At 67.2% G+C, this 17,959-nt stretch carries 15 protein-coding genes; 10 read left to right on the top strand and 5 right to left on the bottom strand.

The window, feature by feature from the left end:
- Positions 1-298 precede the first annotated feature (298 nt).
- Together trpE and O5K39_RS14750 are read right to left on the bottom strand one after the other, a co-directional pair.
- Complete coding sequence (gene trpE, locus O5K39_RS14755) at positions 299-1,849, bottom strand: anthranilate synthase component I (protein WP_271144368.1); 1,551 nt, start codon at positions 1,847-1,849, stop codon at positions 299-301.
- A complete protein-coding gene (locus O5K39_RS14750; protein ID WP_271144367.1) occupies positions 1,846-3,780 on the bottom strand; it encodes a peptidylprolyl isomerase in 1,935 nt (644 codons plus the stop codon). The genes trpE and O5K39_RS14750 overlap by 4 nt, the downstream gene beginning before the upstream one ends.
- A 198-nt stretch (positions 3,781-3,978) precedes the next feature.
- Here O5K39_RS14750 and tpiA point away from each other — a divergent pair, with 198 nt between their 5' ends.
- The 5 genes from tpiA (at position 3,979) to O5K39_RS14725 (ending at position 8,299) form a co-directional block, all read left to right on the top strand.
- A complete protein-coding gene (tpiA, locus tag O5K39_RS14745; RefSeq protein ID WP_271144366.1) occupies positions 3,979-4,728 on the top strand; it encodes a triose-phosphate isomerase in 750 nt (249 codons plus the stop codon).
- The gene (locus tag O5K39_RS14740) at positions 4,728-4,943 is read left to right on the top strand and encodes a hypothetical protein (protein ID WP_271144365.1); all 216 of its coding nucleotides are present in this window, start codon (positions 4,728-4,730) and stop codon (positions 4,941-4,943) included. Before tpiA ends, O5K39_RS14740 begins: the two co-directional genes overlap by 1 nt.
- Before the next feature lie 89 nt (positions 4,944-5,032).
- A complete protein-coding gene (secG, locus tag O5K39_RS14735) occupies positions 5,033-5,449 on the top strand; it encodes a preprotein translocase subunit SecG (protein ID WP_271144364.1) in 417 nt (138 codons plus the stop codon).
- 151 nt (positions 5,450-5,600) lie between these two features.
- A complete protein-coding gene (locus O5K39_RS14730) occupies positions 5,601-7,250 on the top strand; it encodes a CTP synthase (protein ID WP_271144363.1) in 1,650 nt (549 codons plus the stop codon).
- Between the two features lie 71 nt (positions 7,251-7,321).
- Complete coding sequence (locus O5K39_RS14725; RefSeq protein WP_271144362.1) at positions 7,322-8,299, top strand: hypothetical protein; 978 nt, start codon at positions 7,322-7,324, stop codon at positions 8,297-8,299.
- On the opposite strand, the gene O5K39_RS14720 is transcribed toward O5K39_RS14725, so the two are convergent.
- The 3 genes from O5K39_RS14720 to O5K39_RS14710 all read right to left on the bottom strand — a co-directional run bounded on the left by O5K39_RS14720 (position 8,289) and on the right by O5K39_RS14710 (position 11,068).
- Positions 8,289-8,891, bottom strand: coding sequence for a hypothetical protein (locus O5K39_RS14720; protein ID WP_271144361.1), 603 nt, complete (start codon positions 8,889-8,891; stop codon positions 8,289-8,291). The two genes, O5K39_RS14725 and O5K39_RS14720, sit on opposite strands and share 11 nt — an antisense overlap.
- A gap of 73 nt (positions 8,892-8,964) precedes the next feature.
- Positions 8,965-9,501, bottom strand: a complete 537-nt coding sequence (ppa, locus tag O5K39_RS14715) for an inorganic diphosphatase (RefSeq protein ID WP_271144360.1) — start codon at positions 9,499-9,501, stop codon at positions 8,965-8,967.
- Between the two features lie 136 nt (positions 9,502-9,637).
- Positions 9,638-11,068 carry an NAD-dependent succinate-semialdehyde dehydrogenase gene (locus tag O5K39_RS14710; protein ID WP_271144359.1) on the bottom strand — a complete coding sequence of 477 codons (1,431 nt, stop codon included), beginning with the start codon at positions 11,066-11,068 and terminating at the stop codon, positions 9,638-9,640.
- Between the two features lie 317 nt (positions 11,069-11,385).
- Between O5K39_RS14710 and O5K39_RS14705 the strand changes: the two genes are divergently transcribed.
- From O5K39_RS14705 to O5K39_RS14685, 5 genes are all read left to right on the top strand, one after another.
- On the top strand, positions 11,386-12,804 hold the full coding sequence (locus O5K39_RS14705; RefSeq protein WP_271144358.1) for a CmpA/NrtA family ABC transporter substrate-binding protein: 1,419 nt from the start codon (positions 11,386-11,388) through the stop codon (positions 12,802-12,804).
- 28 nt (positions 12,805-12,832) lie between these two features.
- On the top strand, positions 12,833-13,936 hold the full coding sequence (locus tag O5K39_RS14700; protein WP_271144357.1) for an ABC transporter permease: 1,104 nt from the start codon (positions 12,833-12,835) through the stop codon (positions 13,934-13,936).
- Complete coding sequence (locus O5K39_RS14695; RefSeq protein WP_271144356.1) at positions 13,933-15,633, top strand: ABC transporter ATP-binding protein; 1,701 nt, start codon at positions 13,933-13,935, stop codon at positions 15,631-15,633. The genes O5K39_RS14700 and O5K39_RS14695 overlap by 4 nt, the downstream gene beginning before the upstream one ends.
- Positions 15,634-15,695: 62 nt before the next feature.
- A complete protein-coding gene (locus O5K39_RS14690) occupies positions 15,696-16,913 on the top strand; it encodes an alginate export family protein (RefSeq protein ID WP_271144355.1) in 1,218 nt (405 codons plus the stop codon).
- Between the two features lie 19 nt (positions 16,914-16,932).
- Positions 16,933-17,943 (top strand): siroheme synthase, encoded by a 1,011-nt coding sequence (locus tag O5K39_RS14685; protein WP_271144354.1) that lies wholly within the window; start codon positions 16,933-16,935, stop codon positions 17,941-17,943.
- Positions 17,944-17,959: the final 16 nt, after the last annotated feature.

Here is a 17,959-nt window from a genome sequence, read left to right as displayed (position 1 = left end):
GGTGGCTGGTCGAATGCGTCTGTCTGACGTCAGAATCGGTCGTATCAGCAGGCGGGGCAAGGGATCGGGTGCGGCGAGGTTGGAGAGGTGAGCGCGCTGCTACGCCTTTTCTTTCGTCATCCTCCGGCAAGCCGCGCCTTCGCGGCGCAGACCGGGGGACCCAACGGCGCCGATAGGCGATCTGTTCCAGGCACGATATTCGACGCCAGAGTCCGCGACAGGTTCGCGCTCTCGCGCGCCGCTGGGTCCCCCGGTCTCGCTACGCTCGCCGGAGGATGACGAAAGTAGGTGGGTGAGACTAGACCGCGCCGCCTTCGTTCAGCACGGCCCCAAGCTCGAACCGCCAGGCATCGGCGGCGGCGTTGATCGGGGCGCGGGCCTTGGCGATCGTTTCGGCATATTCGGCGGCGGGATCGCTGTCGGCGACGACGCCGGCGCCGGCCTGGACGAAGACCTTGCCGTCGGCGAACATGGCGGTGCGCAGGACGATGCAGATGTCGGCCTCCCCACCCGCAGAGATGTATCCGACGCCGCCGCCGTAGCCGACGCCGCGTTTCTCGCCCTCGAGCTCGTCGATGATCTCCATGGCCCGGACCTTGGGCGCGCCGGACAGGGTGCCGGCGGGCAGGGCGGCCAGCAGGGTATCGACGGCGTCCAGGTCGGGGTGGGAGCGGCCCTCGACATTGGAGACGATGTGCATGACCTGGCTGTAGCGTTCGACCTTGAAGCTCTCGGTCACCTTGACCGTGCCGGGGGCCGAGACACGGCCGACGTCGTTGCGGCCGAGGTCCAGCAGCATAAGATGCTCGGCGCATTCCTTGGGATCGGCCAGGAGTTCTGCCTCCAGACGGCGATCCTCTTCCGGCGTCGCGCCGCGCGCGCGGGTGCCGGCGAGTGGGCGGATGGTGACGCCGCCGTCCTTGAGCCGCACCAGGATCTCGGGGCTGGACCCGGCCAGCTGGAAGTCGCCGAAATTGAGGAAGAACAGATAGGGCGAGGGGTTCTGGCGGCGCAGGGATCGATAGAAGGCGAACGGGTCGCCCGACCAGGGCGCAGAGAACCGGTGGCTGAGCACGACCTGGAAGATGTCGCCAGCGGCGATGTAGTCCTTGGCGCGGGCGATCATGCCGCCATAGGCCTCGCCGTCCACCGGCGAGGCGAAGGCGGGAGCGGGCGTCTGTTCGGCACCCATCCGGCCCAGCAGCGGGCGACGCAGGCGGCTCTCGAAATCTTCAAGGCGCGCGTTGGCGGCGGTCCAGGCGCCGTCGGCGTCGAGTCCGGCGTCCGGATAGACGGTCGAGACCATGACGATCTCGCGCCTTACCGAATCGAACATGGCGACCAGGGACGGCCGGGTCAGGACGGCGTCAGGCAGGTCGAGAGGGTCGGGATTGGGCTCGCCGAGCGGCTCCAGCAGCCGAACCATGTCATAGCCGAACACCCCGAACAGACCGGCCGCCATGGGGGGCAGTTCGCCGTAGGCCGTTGCCTTCAGATCGAAGGCGGTTGCGGCGATCAGGGCGCGCAGGGATTGCAGGGCAGGCAGGGCCTCAGGGCTGAACCGGTCGGCCGCGACGGCCTCGGCCCCGCGCGCGATCTCTGCGACCCCACCACGACAGCGCCAGACGACGTCGGGCTCAAGCGTGATGATCGAATAACGGCCGTTCAGCGCGGCGCCCTCGACCGATTCCAGCAGGAAGGCGTGCCGTCGCCCCAGCCCGACCTTCAGATAGGCCGAGACCGGGGTTTCCAGGTCGTCGATCAGTCGTCTGACCACGACGGCGGGACGACCGGCCGTCAGGCTCGCCGCGAACGCCGCCCGGGCGTCTGCCCCCCCAGCCTGTGTCACTGCGCCGGAGTCGGGGTCGGAGCGGAGGCGGGGTTGGTCGCCGTGGCCGGATCGACGCCCAGGGCCTGGAGCGCGAAAGCCGTGTCGCTCTTGGCCTTGGAGCGCAGGGCACCGGCGGCCAGGGCGTTCTCGACCATGGCATTGCCCATCTGCTCGGCCATGCGGGCACGGACCTGTTCGGCGACGGGCGCGGCCAGGGCCGGCACCGCCGGGCGGATCGCGTCGACGCGGCCGACGACATAGGCGGTCTCGGACGCGGGGCCCGAAAAGACCTGGCCCTTGCCCTGTCCAAACAGGCCTTCCATCACGCCCTGACCGATCTCGGTCTGGACCTGCGGGTTCTGTTGCAGCGACGCACGGTTGATCAGGGTGCCACCCGCCGAGGCGGCGACGGCGGCGATGTCCTGGCCCTGGCGCACGCGGCTGGCCAGTTCCTCGGCCTTGGCGGCCAGGCGTTTGGCGTTCTCGCGCAGCACCCATTGCTGGGCCAGGGGCTCGCGGATGTCGGCCAGGGTCGGCAGGGCGGCCGGGCGGATGTCGGTCAGACGCAGCACGAAATACTGGCCCTGGCCGGCATCGATCACGTCGGACTCGCCACCCTTGGACAGGGCATAGGCCGATTGCAGGATCTGCGGCGGGGCGTTCATCGGCTGGCCGTCCGGCAGCTTGCCGTCCTGGGTGAAGGGCGGCAGCGGGATGATGCGTCCACCGATCTCGGCGGCGGCCTGATCCAGGGTCTTGCCCTCGGAGCGGGCCTTTTCATACTTCTCGACGCGGGCGAAGACGGCACCCTTGGCGTCCTCGGTACGCAGTTCGTTGATGATGGCCTCACGGGCGCTGTCCAGCGTCGCGGCGGCGCCTGGCGTGACGGCCGACACCTGGGCGACGGTGAAGCCGACCCGGCCCTGGACCGCATTGGTCACCTGACCAGCCGTGGCACCGAAGACGGCGGCGGCGATCGCGGGATCGGTCACGGCGGCGCGCGGCGTGGCGTTGAAGGTCGCGGGCTGGACCCCACCGTTGGCCTGACCGGCCTGTGCCGGAGTCTGGCCTGCGCGAAGGGCAGCGGCGATGGCGTCAGCGGCAGCCTTGGTCGGGGCGGTCAGGGTGACGAAGGTGCGGGTTTCCGGCGTCGACAGGGCGGCCTGGCGGAAGTTGAAGCGCTCGACGATCCGGGCCTCTGGGATGGCGGCGGCGGTGTCGGACGGATTGTTGAAGAGCAACACCGAGGCCATGCGGAACTCGGGGCGGCGCAGCTGGGCGGCGTTCTCGCTCAGGAAGGCCTGAAGCTGGGCGTCGGTGGGGGCGGGGGCCGTCCCGGCCATGGCCTGGGTGACCTCGAACCAGCGACCGTCGCGGCTTTCCATCGCACGGGCGGCCAGCACGGCGCCGTAGACGCGCGGCAGGCGCAGGCCGGCAAAGGCGGCCGAGCCATAGTGGTTCACGGCATACTGGTCGCGGAATTCCTGTTCCAGCCGCTGGGCGGTCAGGCCCTGCTCGGCCAGTTTGGACTGGTACTGGGTCTCGTCGAATTGGCCGGTGACGCCGTTGAAGAAGGCGGGGATCTCGCGGATCTGCTTGACCACCAGCTCCTTGCCGGGTCGGATGCCCGCCTTCCACGCCCAGTTCAGGAAGCCGAGCTGGCGGGTCTGTTCTTCCAGATAACGGACGTGCAGGTTCTCCTTGACCATGTCGTCGATCGTGACCGGGCGCTGGGCCCGCTCGGTCAGGCTCTCACGCAGGCGGTCGAAGTCGGCGCGGAACTGGGCCTGATCGACCTTGCGGTCTCCGGCCGAGATCACATGCTTGCCGCCCAGGCTGGCGAAGACGTCCAGCTGGGTCCCGCCGGTGACGACGACGGCCAGGCCGACGATGGCGATCAGGATCAGGGCGAACTTGGACCTGGCGAAATTGCGGAACAGAGTGATCATCGACAAACCTGACGGACGGCGGCCAAGGAACCGGTGACGGGGCGCCGCCCCGGCGTATAGGCAGGGGGCGACGGCACGGCAAGCGGCCCTGCGGGCGTGGATAGCCCGCAACGGCTCCGGTGCCTCGCCATTGCGGCGGGAGCTTGGCCGGTTTGTCGCCTCTTGGCTTTCGGTCGGAGGGCGCCTTATGAGGGCGTCATGAAACAATCCGTGAAGTTGATCGCCGGCAACTGGAAAATGAACGGCCTGGGAGCCAGCCTGGGCGAGGCCCGGGCCCTGTCCGAGGCTCTGGCGGCCGAACCCGCCGCCTGCCGTGTCGCCCTGTGCCTGCCCGCCACACTGGTTCACCGTCTGGCCGAAGCCGTCGCGGGCGGTGTCGTCGAGGTCGGGGGGCAGGACTGCCATGCCGAGGCCTCGGGCGCCTTCACCGGCTCGACCTCGGCCGCCATGCTGGCCGATGCGGGGGCGACCCTGGTCATCCTGGGCCACTCCGAGCGCCGCGCGGGCTTTGGCGAGAGCGATGCCGACGTCGCGGCCAAGGTCGAGGCCGCCCTGGCCGCAGGGCTGGAACCCATCATCTGTGTCGGCGAGACCCTGGACCAGCGTCAGGCCGGCGAGGCCGTCGTCGTCGTCAGCGCCCAGGTGGCGGGATCCCTGCCGTCGTCTCTGTCCGGCAAGGCTTTCGCTGTCGCCTATGAGCCCGTCTGGGCCATCGGCACCGGCCTGACGCCCACGCTGGAGCAGATCGAGGAAGTCCACGCTGCCGTTCGTGCCGCCATGATCGGGCGACTGGGGGAGGGCGGTCGGATCGCCCCGATCCTGTACGGCGGCTCGGTCAAGCCGTCGAACGCCGCCGAGATCCTGGCCGTGGCCGAGGTCGGAGGCGCGCTGGTCGGCGGGGCCTCGCTGAAGGCCGCGGACTTCCTCGGCATCATCCGGGCGGCCTGATGCTCAAGTTCGTCCTGTTTGTGCTGTTCACGGTGGTGGTCACGGCCGCCCTGGTCTTCTGCCTGCGGTCGGGTCGGTTCAGCTATCGGGGCCTGACCGGCACCCGGGCCGAGACGCCGGGCCGGTACTGGGCGGTCATCGCCTTTCTGGCGGCGTTCGCGGTGGCCGGGGCCTGGTCCACGATCCGCCTGGCCCAGGTCGTGCTGGCCGTCTGAGGCCTGAGCCTCGCCGTTGCCGCGCGCGTCGAGGGATGATAGACGCCGCCGCTTGATCGGCGCGACCAGCGCCACATATGTAAGCCGCCATGCTCCAGACCATTCTCCTCGTCGTCATGATCCTGATCTCGATCGCCCTGACCGGGGTGGTCCTGCTGCAACGCTCCGAAGGTGGCGCGCTGGGCATGGGCGGCGGGCCCTCGAACTTCATGAGCGCACGCGGAGCCGGCAATCTGCTCAGCACCGTGACCTGGTGGCTGGGGGGCGCATTCTTCATCTGCGCCATCTCCCTGACCATCGTCGGCAACATCGATCGCGGCAACCAGTCGATCATTGATTCGGACGCCGTCGGTTCCATCGCCGTCGATCAGCCGACAACGCCGTCCCAGACCGCTCCGGCGACCGCGACGCCGGCCCAGCCTGCCGCGCCGACGCTGCAAGACCTCGAAGCCTCGGTCGTGGCCCCGCCTGCAGCCAACCCCGCCCAACCGGCTCCGAAGCAGTAGGGTGACGACGGCGGGCCACCCCGCCGCCGCTCCCGCCACACCCGCCTTCAACGAGCGCGCCCCGGACCGGGCCGCGCTCGTTTCGGTTTTCAACAGGGGATTCGCCGTTCGCCCCGGCGCACCCCCGAATCACCCGCTAAGGTGACCTCCCATGGCTCGTTATGTGTTCATCACCGGCGGCGTGGTTTCCTCGCTCGGAAAAGGTCTCGCGTCCGCCGCTCTCGGAGCCTTGCTTCAGGCGCGTGGCTACAAGGTCCGTCTGAGGAAGCTCGACCCCTATCTGAACGTCGATCCGGGCACGATGAGCCCCTATCAGCACGGTGAGGTCTTCGTGACCGACGACGGGGCCGAGACGGATCTCGACCTGGGACACTACGAGCGGTTCACCGGCGTCTCGGCGGCGAAATCCGACAACATCACGACCGGCCGCATCTATTCGACCATCATCGAGAAGGAACGGCGCGGCGACTATCTGGGCGCCACGGTGCAGGTGATCCCGCACGTCACCGACCAGATCAAATCCTTCTGCCTGACACCCGCCTTCACCGATGACGGTGACGACGTCGATTTCGTCCTGGTCGAGATCGGCGGCACGGTCGGCGACATCGAGGGCCTGCCGTTCTTCGAGGCGATCCGACAGCTGGGTCAGGACCTGCCGCGTGGCCAGTCCTGCTTCGTCCACCTGACGCTGCTGCCCTTCATCAAGACCGCCGGCGAGATGAAGACCAAACCGACGCAGCACTCGGTCAAGGAGCTGCGCTCCATCGGCATCCAGCCCGACATCCTCCTGTGCCGCTGCGAGTTTCCGATCCCCGAGGACGAGAAGCGCAAGATCGGCCTGTTCTGCAACGTACGGCCCTCGGGCGTGATCCAGGCCATGGATTCCGACGACATCTATGCGGTGCCGCTCGACTATCACCGCGAGGGGCTGGATGCGGAGGTGCTGGCCCATTTCGGCATCACCGATGCGCCCCAGCCTGACCTGTCGAGCTGGACCGAGATCGCGAGGCGTCGCCGCCAGCCCGACGGCGAGGTCACCGTCGCCGTGGTCGGCAAATACACGGTGCTGAAAGACGCCTACAAATCCCTGATCGAGGCCCTGCATCACGGCGGAGTGGCCAACAACGTCAAGGTCAACATCGACTGGGTCGAGGCCGACACCTTCGAGGGCGACCGGGATGCCTGCGAGGTGCGCCTGCAATCGGCCCATGCGGTGCTGGTGCCCGGCGGCTTCGGCGAGCGTGGGGCAGAGGGCAAGATCGAGGCGGCGCGGTTCGCCCGCGAGCGCAACATCCCCTATTTCGGCATCTGTTTCGGGATGCAGATGGCGGTGATCGAGGCGGCGCGGAACCAGGCGGGCCTGCCCAAGGCGTCATCGACCGAGTTTGGCCCGACCGACGAGCCCGTCGTCGGCCTGATGACGGAGTGGACACAGGGCAACCAGCGGGTGCTGCGCCAGCAGGGCGGGGATCTGGGCGGCACCATGCGGCTCGGGGCCTATGATTCGACCCTGGCGGCCGGCTCACGCATCGCGGAAATCTATGGTTCGACCGCCATCAGCGAGCGTCACCGCCACCGTTACGAGGTCAACATCAACTATCGCGAGGCGATCGAGGACAAGGGCTTGATCTTCGCCGGCCTGTCGCCCGACGGCGTCCTGCCCGAGACGGTCGAACGCACCGACCATCCCTGGTTCATCGGCGTCCAGTACCACCCCGAACTGAAGAGCCGCCCCTTCAAGCCCCATCCGCTGTTCGCCAGCTTCATCGAGGCGGCGGTGGTGCAGAGCCGGCTGGTTTAGGTCGCCGCTCCGACGACCAGCGGTTGTCAACCTGACGCCTGTCACGCAGGTTTGGAGCGGAGGGACGTGAGATGAAGACTGCTCTGAGAGTTTGGCACGGCCTAACGGCGGTCCTGTCGGTCGCACTGCTGATGTCGACAGCGCTTGCCCATGCCCAGACTATGCCAGCCGACGAGGTCACGCAGGTTGAGGATGTCATTGTCGATGGCGCGCCAATCCGGTCCGAAGTCCAGAGGTTCGTCGGGACCGTGGCGGCTCCGGCACCAAACCGCGGTCCGGCCCGATGGGATGGTGATCTCTGCGTTGGCGTGGTCAATCTCCAGACCGAGGCTGCCCAGTTCATGGCAGATCGCATATCCGACATTGGTGCCGAGCTGGGCCTGCGGATCGGAGGCCCTGGCTGCAAGCCCAATCTGGTCGTGATGGCGACGTCAGACGGCGCGGCCTTGGCGTCGGAACTGGTGCGGACACGTCCGCGCGAATTCATGGTTCGCACCGGAGGAGCCTCGCTGGGACGAGAAGCCCTGGAGGCGTTCCAGACCTCAGATCGGCCCGTCCGTTGGTGGCACGTCAGTCTCCCGGTGAACGAGGACACCGGTTTGGCCGCTGTGCGCCTGCCGGGTCAGCAGCCCTTTGCCGGTGGCCCGATCAGCCGGCCGTCCGATCTGGGTTCCTATGGGATAACGGTGATGCCCTCGCGGATCAACAACGAGATCAAGGACGAGCTTCAGCAAGTCCTGATCATCGTCGATATCAGCAGACTGGGCCAGGCACCCTTTGATCAGGTGGCGGACTACACCGCCATGGTCGGCCTCGCCCAGATCGACCCTGACGTGGACATGAGCCATTTCCAGTCGATCCTGAACCTGTTCCGGACCGATGAAGCCTTGCCATCGGGGCTTACAGATTTCGACTGGGCCTATCTCAGGGGCCTATACGAGGCACGACAGATGAACATCTCTGCGCGCGGTCGGGTCGGAGAGGTCGCTGCGCAAATGGAGCGGGCCTTGCGGGCGCGACCCACTGAACTCAACGAGGCTACTCCCTGATCCCCGCCTTGTCCGCCACATAGGTCGAGCAGGCGGCCGAGGCCTCGTTCATCAGGTCCTGGTCCTGATCGGCCAGCTGGACCAGCCTTGCCTCGTTCTCAGGCGACATGGCGTCGGCGTCATAGGCCTCGACCATGACGTTGTAGAGGTCGGTGTGTTTGGTGAGGGCCGCGAAGGCCTTGGCCGAGACGTCCTCGGGCAGCAGCATGGTCATCTGCAGATACTGAGAGTGCATCAGCCGCAGGATCTCGCTCTGGGCCTCGATGGCCTTTGACAGGTCCGTGACCTGATCGGGATCCAGTGGCCCAGCGCGGAAGTCGCCGTTCTTCTCGTTGGCCGTCACCGCCCGCGAGGTCAGGTCGCCCAGCGCCATGCAGACGCCGAGCTGGCTTTCGAAGATCTTCTGGCGGGCAGCCGCCTGCGACACGTCCAGAGCCTGGACCGCCGTGAACATCGAGGCGACCGCGACGATCATGGCCGAGATGGCCGAGACGGTGGCGATCGTGCCTTCGACGGAGACCCGTTGGGTTCGTGACGACTTGCCCTGGCTGTCGGAGACGTCCGGATCGGGCAGGGGCGGGGTGTCGGTCATGCGTCATATGACGCCGGTCGGTGACCTATTGCAACGCTTGCGGGCGACGGGAGATCGCCGCCCCGTCAGAGCATCAAGCCTTTTCGGCCCTGGCGCGTTCGATGCCCTCGACGATCAGGCTGCGGGCCTTGTCGGCGTCGTCCCAGCCCAGCACCTTGACCCATTTGGTGCCTTCCAGATCCTTGTAGTGGGCGAAGAAATGCTCGATCTGCTTGAGGGTGATCTCGGGCATGTCGGTGTAGTTCTTCACGCTGTCATAGCGGGCGGTCAGCCATGACGACGGCACGGCCAGCAGCTTCTCGTCCTGACCGGCCTCGTCCTCCATCAGCAGCACGCCGATGACGCGGCAGCTGATGACCGAACCCGGCATCAGGGCGCGAGTATTGGCCACGATCACGTCGCAGGGGTCGCCGTCGCCCGACAGGGTGTGAGGAATGAAGCCGTAGTTTCCCGGATAGCGCATCGAGGTATAGAGGAACCGGTCGACCACCAGGGCACCCGAGGCCTTGTCCATCTCGTACTTGATCGGCTCGCCGCCGATCGGCACCTCGATCACGACATTGACGTCGTCGGGTGCGTGCTTGCCGATGGAAAGTGCGTCCAGGTTCATCGAAATTCTCTTTTGTTCTGAACGGGCGTCCCCCTTTGGCGCGCCCGGCCGCCCGCACGCGACGCGCTGCTACTGCCCCAGATCGACGCTTTCGGAAAGCCCGGGAGTGTGCAGTGCAGCAATTTTCGCGTGAATGTCACAGGGACAGGCAGAGGTATTTGATCTCCAGATAGTCCTCGATTCCGTATTTGGACCCCTCGCGGCCCAGGCCGGAGGCCTTGACCCCACCGAAGGGCGCGACCTCTGTGGAGATGATGCCGGTGTTGACCCCCACGATACCGGCCTCGATCGCCTCTCCGACGCGGAAGATGCGACCCAGATCGCGGGCATAGAAATAGGCAGCCAGGCCGAAGGGCGTGTCGTTGGCCTGGGCGATCGCGTCGGCCTCGTCGCTGAAGCGGATCACCGGGGCGAGGGGGCCGAAGGTCTCCTCGTCGGTGACGATCATGTCCGACGTGACGCCCGACAGCACCGTCGGGATGAAGAACCGGCCGCCCAGCGGCGAGCGCTCGCCGCCGGTGACGACGGTGGCACCCTTCGACACCGCATCCGCGATATGGGCCTCGACCTTGGACACGGCCTTGTCGTCGATGACGGGGCCGATCTCGACGCCCTTCTGGTCGCCGGGCCCGACCTTGAGCGCCTCGGTCGCGCGGGCCAGCTTCTCGACGTAGACGTCGTGGACGGCGTCCTGGACATAGATGCGGTTGGCGCAGACGCAGGTCTGACCGGCGTTCCGGAACTTGGACTGGATCGCCCCGGCGACCGCCGCATCCAGATCGGCGTCGTCGAAGACGATGAAGGGGGCGTTGCCGCCGAGCTCCAGGCTCAGCTTCTTGATGGTCGGGGCGGACTGGGCATAGAGCTTGGCCCCGACCTCGGTCGAGCCGGTGAAGGACAGTTTGCGCACCACCGGACCGGCGGTCAGCACCCCGCCGATCTCGGTCGATCCGCCGGTGACGATGTTCAGCAGCCCGTCCGGCAATCCCGCTTCCTGGGCCAGCACACCCAGTGCCAGGGCCGTGAACGGGGTCTGGCTGGCCGGCTTGACCACCACGCCGCAGCCGGCGGCCAGGGCAGGCCCGATCTTGCGCGTGATCATGGCGGCGGGGAAGTTCCACGGCGTGATCGCCGCCACTACTCCGATCGGCTGTTTCAGCACGATGATCCGCTTGTCGCGCGCATGGCCCGGGATGACGTCGCCATAGACCCGTTTGGCCTCCTCGGCGAACCACTCGATAAAGGATGCCGCATAGGCGATCTCGCCCTTGGCCTCGGCCAGGGGCTTGCCCTGTTCCTCGGTCAGGATGGCGGCCAGGGCGTCCTGATGCTTCATCATCAGATCGAAATAGCGGCGCAGGACGATGGCCCGGTCCTTGGCGGTCCGCGCCGCCCAGCCCTTCATCGCCCGCTCGGCCACCGCGATCGCGCGCTGCGTCTCCGTCGCCCCCAGCGACGGCACCCGCCCGATGATCTGACCGGTCGCGGGATCATCGACGTCGATCCAGCGATCACCGGTGACCCATTGGCCGTCGATCAAACAGGCTTCGCGCTTCAGCTGGGTCATGGGAACTCCTCTGGGTATCGATACATGTTTCAACGCCTGACGTGGAGGAAGGCAACCGGGTCGTGGGTTTCGCCGAAATCGCCAAGTTTCAACGTGCCACTTGTGCGTCGCAACATTCCATGTAACCAATAGGCCGTCGCGCGGTTGAGCGTGGCGCGTAACGGTTCGTCCCCAACGATGGGAGACGCCTCCGTCCTTCAGCAGATTTCGGCAATGAAGCCGCCCGGGGCGCTCTGACACGAGCCGCGCCGAGGCGGTTTTTCTGCGTTCGCAATCTGCCCCGTTTTGCGACCGACTTTGAAACACTGGGGATGACGATGATCGACAAGCGCAAGTTTCTGATGGCCGGAGGCTCGCTGCTGCTCGCCTCGGGCGCGACGGCCCTGCTGGCCGGCTGCGGTGACAAGCGGGCGGCTCCCGGCGCGGCGCCCGCGTCGCTCGGTGCGGTCGAGAAGGCCAGCCTCAAGCTGGGCTTCATCAAACTGACCGACATGGCCCCCCTGGCCATTGCCAAGGAGAAGGGGTTCTTCGCCGAGGAAGGCCTGAACGTCGCCCTGGAGCCACAGGCCAACTGGAAGGTGCTGCTGGACGGCGTCATCGGCGGTCAGCTGGACGCGGCCCATATGCTGGCGGGCCAGCCGATCGCCGCCACCATCGGTCTGGGCACCAAGGCCGAGCTGATCGCGCCGCTGAGCCTCGACCTGAACGGCAACGCGATCACGGTCTCCAACCGCATCTGGAGCCAGATCGAACCGGCCCTGCCCAAGGGTGCCGACGGCAAGCCGACGCATCCGATCTCTGCCTCGGCGCTGCGGCCCGTCGTCGATCGGTTCAGGTCCGAGGGCAAGCCTCTGAAGTTCGGCATGGTCTTCCCGGTCTCGACCCATAATTACGAGCTGCGCTACTGGCTGGCGGCGGGCGGGATCCATCCGGGCTTCTATCTGCCGGGGGATGTCGCCGGCACGACCGGTGCCGATATCCAGCTGTCGGTGACGCCACCGCCCCAGATGCCCGCCACGCTGGAGGCCGGCACCATCGAGGGCTATTGCGTCGGCGAGCCGTGGAACCAGGCGGCGGTCAAGAAGAAGATCGGCGTCCCGATCATCACCGACCACGACATCTGGGCGCGCAATCCGGAGAAGGTCCTGGGCATGACCAAGGCCTTCGCGGCCCAGTATCCAGCGACGACCAATGCCCTGATCCGCGCGATCATCAAGGCCCAGCAGTGGCTCGACGCCGGGGCCGGTTCCAACCGGGCCGAGGCGGTGCAGATCCTGGCCCGGCCCAACTACGTCGGGGCCGACGCCGATGTGATCGCGGCCTCGATGACCGGCCAGTTCACCTATGCGCCCGGCGACACCCGGCCCGCGCCGGAGTTCAACATCTTCTTCGATGATTTCGCCGGCTATCCCTATGCCTCGGACGCCGTCTGGTACCTGACCCAGATGCGCCGGTGGGGCCAGATCGCGGAGGATCATCCGGATCAGTGGTATATCGACACCGCCAAAGCCGTGTACCGGGCCGATCTCTACACCGCAGCGGCGTCTTCGCTGGTGGCTCAGGGCATCATCCCGGCGGCCTCGGTGCCGACGACCGACGGGTTCAAGGGCGTGCAGACGGGCTTCATCGACGGCGTCGCCTACGATGGCCGGGCCCCCAACGCCTATCTGGCCCGGTTCGCGATCGGCCTGAAGACAGGCCAGACGGTTACCGCCGCCGGCGCGTCGGCCGCCTGATCGACGTGCGGGAGTAGGGGAGATGACCATGAGTGAGCTCAAGTCCGCAGACGGATCGGTCCAGAGGATGATCAAACGTCCCATGCCGACGGTTCTGTCCGGAGCGCCCCCCCTGACGGCGCCGTCGTCGCGGCCGTCGGGGGGCGAGGCGGCCGGTGGGGCGTCCGACGGCAAGCCTTCGGGCGGCATCGGACTGGTCGCCGGCTTCGCGGCGGTCGGGCCGAAGGCCAGGACGGTGATCCTGCCGCTGGTCGGGATCGTGGTCTTCATCCTGCTGTGGGCCCTGACCGCGCCGATGGTGAAGACCTCGCTGGGCGCGCTACCCGGGCCGGTCGCGGTGGCCACTCAAGGGGTGTCCCTGGTCGAGGAATGGCAGGCGGGTCAGGCCGAGAAGTCGGCCTTCTATGAGGCCCAGTCGGCCCGCAACGCCGCACTGGAAGCCGCCGGGCGCGGGGCAGAGGCGCAGGATTTCCGCTATTCCGGTTCGCCCAGCTTCATCGATCAGATCTTCACCTCACTGTTCACCGTGGCCTTCGGGTTCGGGCTGGCGTCGCTGGTTGCGGTGCCGCTGGGGCTGGTTTGCGGCCTGTCCAGGGGATTCAACGCGGCCTTCAATCCGCTGGTGCAGATCTTCAAGCCGATCAGTCCGCTGGCCTGGCTGCCGATCGTGACCATGGTGGTGTCGGCGACCATGACCGATCCCGATCCGACCCTGCCCAAGAGCTTCGTCATCTCGGCCGTGGTGGTGATGCTGTGTTCGCTGTGGCCGACCCTGATCAATACGGCGGTTGGCGCGGCCTCGATCGACAAGGATCTGTTGAACGTCGGTCGGGTGCTGCGGCTCAGCCCGTTCGCGCGGCTGCGGCGGCTGATCCTGCCGTCGGCCCTGCCTTACATCTTCACCGGTATGCGGCTGTCGCTGGGTGTGGGCTGGATGGTGCTGATCGCCGCCGAGATGCTGGCTCAGAACCCCGGCCTCGGAAAGTTCGTCTGGGACGAGTTCCAGAACGGTAGCGAGCAATCGCTGGCGCGGATCATGTTCGCGGTCATCGTCATCGGCGTGATCGGCTTTCTGCTGGACCGGCTGATGATGGCGCTGCAGTCGCTGGCGTCGCGGAACCACGAGACATGAGCCCGACGTTTGGAGGTGGGCCCATCCTGTCCCTGAAGGGCCTGTCCAAGTCCTATGTCGGGGCGACCGGCGAGCGATCCGATGTGCTGTCGGGCGTCGATCTGGACGTCGAGGAGGGCGAGTTCGTCGCCGTCCTGGGGTTCTCGGGCGCCGGCAAGACCACCCTGGTCTCGGCCATCGCCGGATTGATTCAGCCGGACGCGGGCCAGATCCTGATCAAGGGCCAGCTCTGCACCGGGCCGGGACCGGATCGGGGCGTGGTGTTCCAGAGCTATTCCCTGTTCCCCTGGCTGACCGTCGAACAGAATGTGCGGCTGGCCGTCGATGCCGTCCATGTGACGATGACGAAGGACGAGCGGGCCGAACTGGTGCGATCCACCGTCACCCTCGTCGGTCTCGGCCATGCGCTGGACCGCAAGCCGGCGCAACTGTCCGGCGGGATGCGGCAACGGGTGGCGGTGGCGCGCGCCCTGGCGATCAGGCCCGAAATCCTGCTGCTGGACGAGCCTCTGTCGGCGCTGGACGCCCTGACGCGGGCCAAGCTGCAGGACGAGATCGAACGCATCCGCGGCCAGGAAAAGCGCACCATCTTCCTGGTCACCAACGACGTGGACGAGGCCCTGCTGCTGGCCGACAGGATCGCGATCCTGACACCGGCCCCGAACGCCCATATCGGCCGCATCTTCGACGTCACCATCGAGCGGCCCCGCATCCGCACCGACCTCAACCATGACGAGGCCTACAAGACGCTGCGGAACGAGATCGTGGGCTATCTGGGTCGGCTGGCGGGCGGGGTGAAGGAAACGGCACCGTCCAATGTGATCGACCTGCCCAGCCTCGAGCCGCTGGATCTGCTGGCCCCGCCCAAGGCCTATCAGGACGCGGCCTGGAGCCCGATCAACCGGCGCTATCTCGAATTCTACAACCTGTCCAAAGTCTATCCGACCCAGAAGGGGCCGCTGACGGTGGTCCAGGACGTGAACCTGCTGATGGATCGGGGCGAGTTCATCTCGCTGATCGGCCATTCGGGCTGCGGCAAGTCGACGGTCCTGACCATGGCGGCGGGGCTGAACCCCATCACTGACGGCGGCATCGTCCTGAACGGCCGCGAAATCGAGATCGCCGGGCCGGACAAGGCCGTGGTGTTCCAGTCGCCATCCCTGATGCCCTGGCTGACCGCTCGGCAGAACGTCAGTCTGGGCGTCGAGCGGGTCTATCCGCACGCCACCCGCGCCGAGCGGGCCGACATCGTCAGCTACTATCTTGAGCGGGTGGGCCTGGGCGACGCCATGAACAAGATGGCGGCGGATATGTCGAACGGGATGCGGCAGCGGGTCGGCATCGCACGCGCCTTCGCCCTGTCGCCCCGTTTGCTGCTTCTGGATGAACCGTTCGGAATGCTGGACAGCCTCACGCGCTGGGATCTCCAGGACGTGCTGGTCGAGGTCTGGAACCGCACCAAGGTCACCACCGTCATGGTCACCCATGACGTCGACGAGGCCATCCTGCTGGCCGATCGGGTGGTGATGATGACCAACGGCCCCAACGCCACCATCGGCAAGGTGCTGAAGGTCGATCTGCCGCGTCCGCGCGACAGGCGGGCCCTGCTGGGCCACCCACAGTTCTATGCGTACCGCGAGGAGGTGCTTCAGTTCCTCGCGGACTACGAACACGGCGCGCAAGCCGACGCTGCCTGATCGGGTTTCCTACCCGGTCAGCGGCGACTGACCGCACATTTTCACACCCATGGGGGGATACCATGAAGACGCTTCAACTCGTCATCGGCGGAGCCTTGCTCGCCGTTCTGTCAACACCGGCGCTCGCTCAGACCGCGCCGCCTGCACCGCCCAAGGACGGCATCAAGCCGATCGCAGAGGTCCGGGTGCGGTACGAGGGTGTCGAGCGCGATGCGCCCCTGACCGACGCAGACGCCGTCACGGCCCGGCTGCGGCTCGGGTTCGAGGTCCGAAAGGGGGCGTGGTCGGTGCTGGCCGAGGGCGAGGGCCTCGTCGCACTCGGCGACGACTACAATGACACCAATGCGGGCAATGGCGTCGAGCCGTTCGCGGTCATCGCCGATCCGGCCAATCTGGAGCTCAACCGGTTGCAGGTCCAGTACAGGACCTCGCCTCTGACAGTGACCATCGGGCGCCAGCGGATCAACCTGGACGACCAAAGGTTCGTGGGGTCGGTCGGCTGGCGTCAGAGCGAACAGACCTTTGACGCCGTCAGGGCCGAGGGTGTTCTCGGACCAGTCAAACTGGATGTCGCCTACAGCAACGCCCAGCGCACCATCTTTGGCGTGGACGCTGGACCGCGTGAGAGCTTCGACGGCGACTTCGTCTTCCTGGGCGCGGGCGTGGTGGCCGGGCCGGTGACCCTGAAAGCGTTCGGGTACCTTCTGGATTTCGAGGAGGCGATCCAGTTCGCCAACGCCAGCGACACCTTCGGCCTGCGCGCGACGGGAGCGATCCCGCTGCCCGGTCATGCGCCGATCACGGTGGCGGCCAGCTATGCGCGTCAGACGGACGCGGGATTCAACCCCGGCAACTACGCCGCCGACTATCTGGCACTGGACCTCGGGACGACCGTGGCGGGGTTCGCGGTCAATGTCGGGTACGAGCTGTTGGGGGCCGACGGCGGCCGGAGCTTCCAGACGCCGCTGGCCACCCTGCACAAGTTCAACGGCTGGGCAGACGTCTTTCTGACCACCCCCGCACAGGGGTTGCAGGACCTCTATGTCAGTGTCGGACGGCGTTTCCCGTCGGTGACGGCCCTGCCGGGACTGAACGCCCTGGTCGCGTATCACGACTTCTCCAGCGACGTCGGCGGGCGCGACTACGGCACCGAGTGGAATGCCCAGATCGGCTACAAGCCCGGCAAGTTCGGGGTCGTGGCCAAATACGCGAACTATCAGACCGACGGCTTCTCGGTCGATATCCAGAAGGTCTGGCTGCAACTCGAATGGGCGCTTTGATGATGCGGGGCGGGGGTTGATGCGTGTCTTCCTGGCCGGTATCCCGCTGGAGGACGAGCGGGTGATCGTGGTCGGCGGCGGCGAGGCGGCGCTGGCCAAGCTGAGGCTGTTCGTCGACTCGCCTGCCGAGCTGGTCTGGTTCACGCCCGACGGTGCGCCGGACCGGGACCGCAGACCCGCAGGCGGGCCCGACCCGATCACTCGTCCGCCGACGCGTGAAGATCTGGCCGGGGCGCGTCTGGTCTTTCTGGCGCTGGACGACGAGGCGCAGGCGGTGTCCATCGCAGGGCTGGCCCGCGATATGGGGGCTCAGGTCAACGTCGTCGATCGCCCCGCGCTCAGCGACTTCCAGACCCCGGCCCTGATCGACCGTGACTCGGTCGTGATCGGCATCGCCACCGGCGGGGCCGCACCGATCCTGGCGCGCGATGTTCGGTCCCGGATCGAGGCGGTATTGCCCGCTGCGCTCGGGCCGCTGGCGACCCTGGCGGGGCGGATCCGGGATCGGGTCAAGACCAGCGTGCCCGACTTCATGTCGCGGCGGCGGTTCTGGGAGCGGGCCTTCCGCGGCGCGGCGGCCGACCTGGTCGCCGAAGGGCGGATCGAGGCGGCGCATGACGAGATGATCCGCCTGCTGGACGCGGCTGCCCCCGAGGCTGGCGTGGTCCACCTGCTGGGATCGGGCTCGGGCGATCCCGAGCTGCTGACCCTGAAGGCGCTGCGGATCATGCAGGACGCGGACGTGATCCTGCACGACGGCGAGGTTCCGGCCGAGGTGCTGGCGAGGGCCAGGCGGGATGCGCCGCGCCGCGATGTCGAGGCGATGACGGCGGGGCAGGTTTTCGAACTGATTGCCGGGCATCTCGATCATGGTGAACGGGTCGTGCGTCTGTACGCCGGCGATCCCGATGTTTCGGAGCGAGCCCAGCGCGAGCGTGATGCTCTGGATGCAACAGGGATCGCCGCGTTCGCCGTCCCGGTCGTCCCTGGGCCCGCCGTGCCTAGACTTCGCCCGATCGGCAAGGCTTAGTCTCGCCGGGGACTAA

Origin of the sequence: Brevundimonas sp. NIBR10, from assembly GCF_027912515.1 — a bacterium.
Taxonomy (GTDB): Bacteria; Pseudomonadota; Alphaproteobacteria; order Caulobacterales; family Caulobacteraceae; genus Brevundimonas.
The sequence above is the reverse complement of the archived record's forward strand: the minus strand, read 5'-3'. Positions and strand labels throughout refer to the sequence as shown.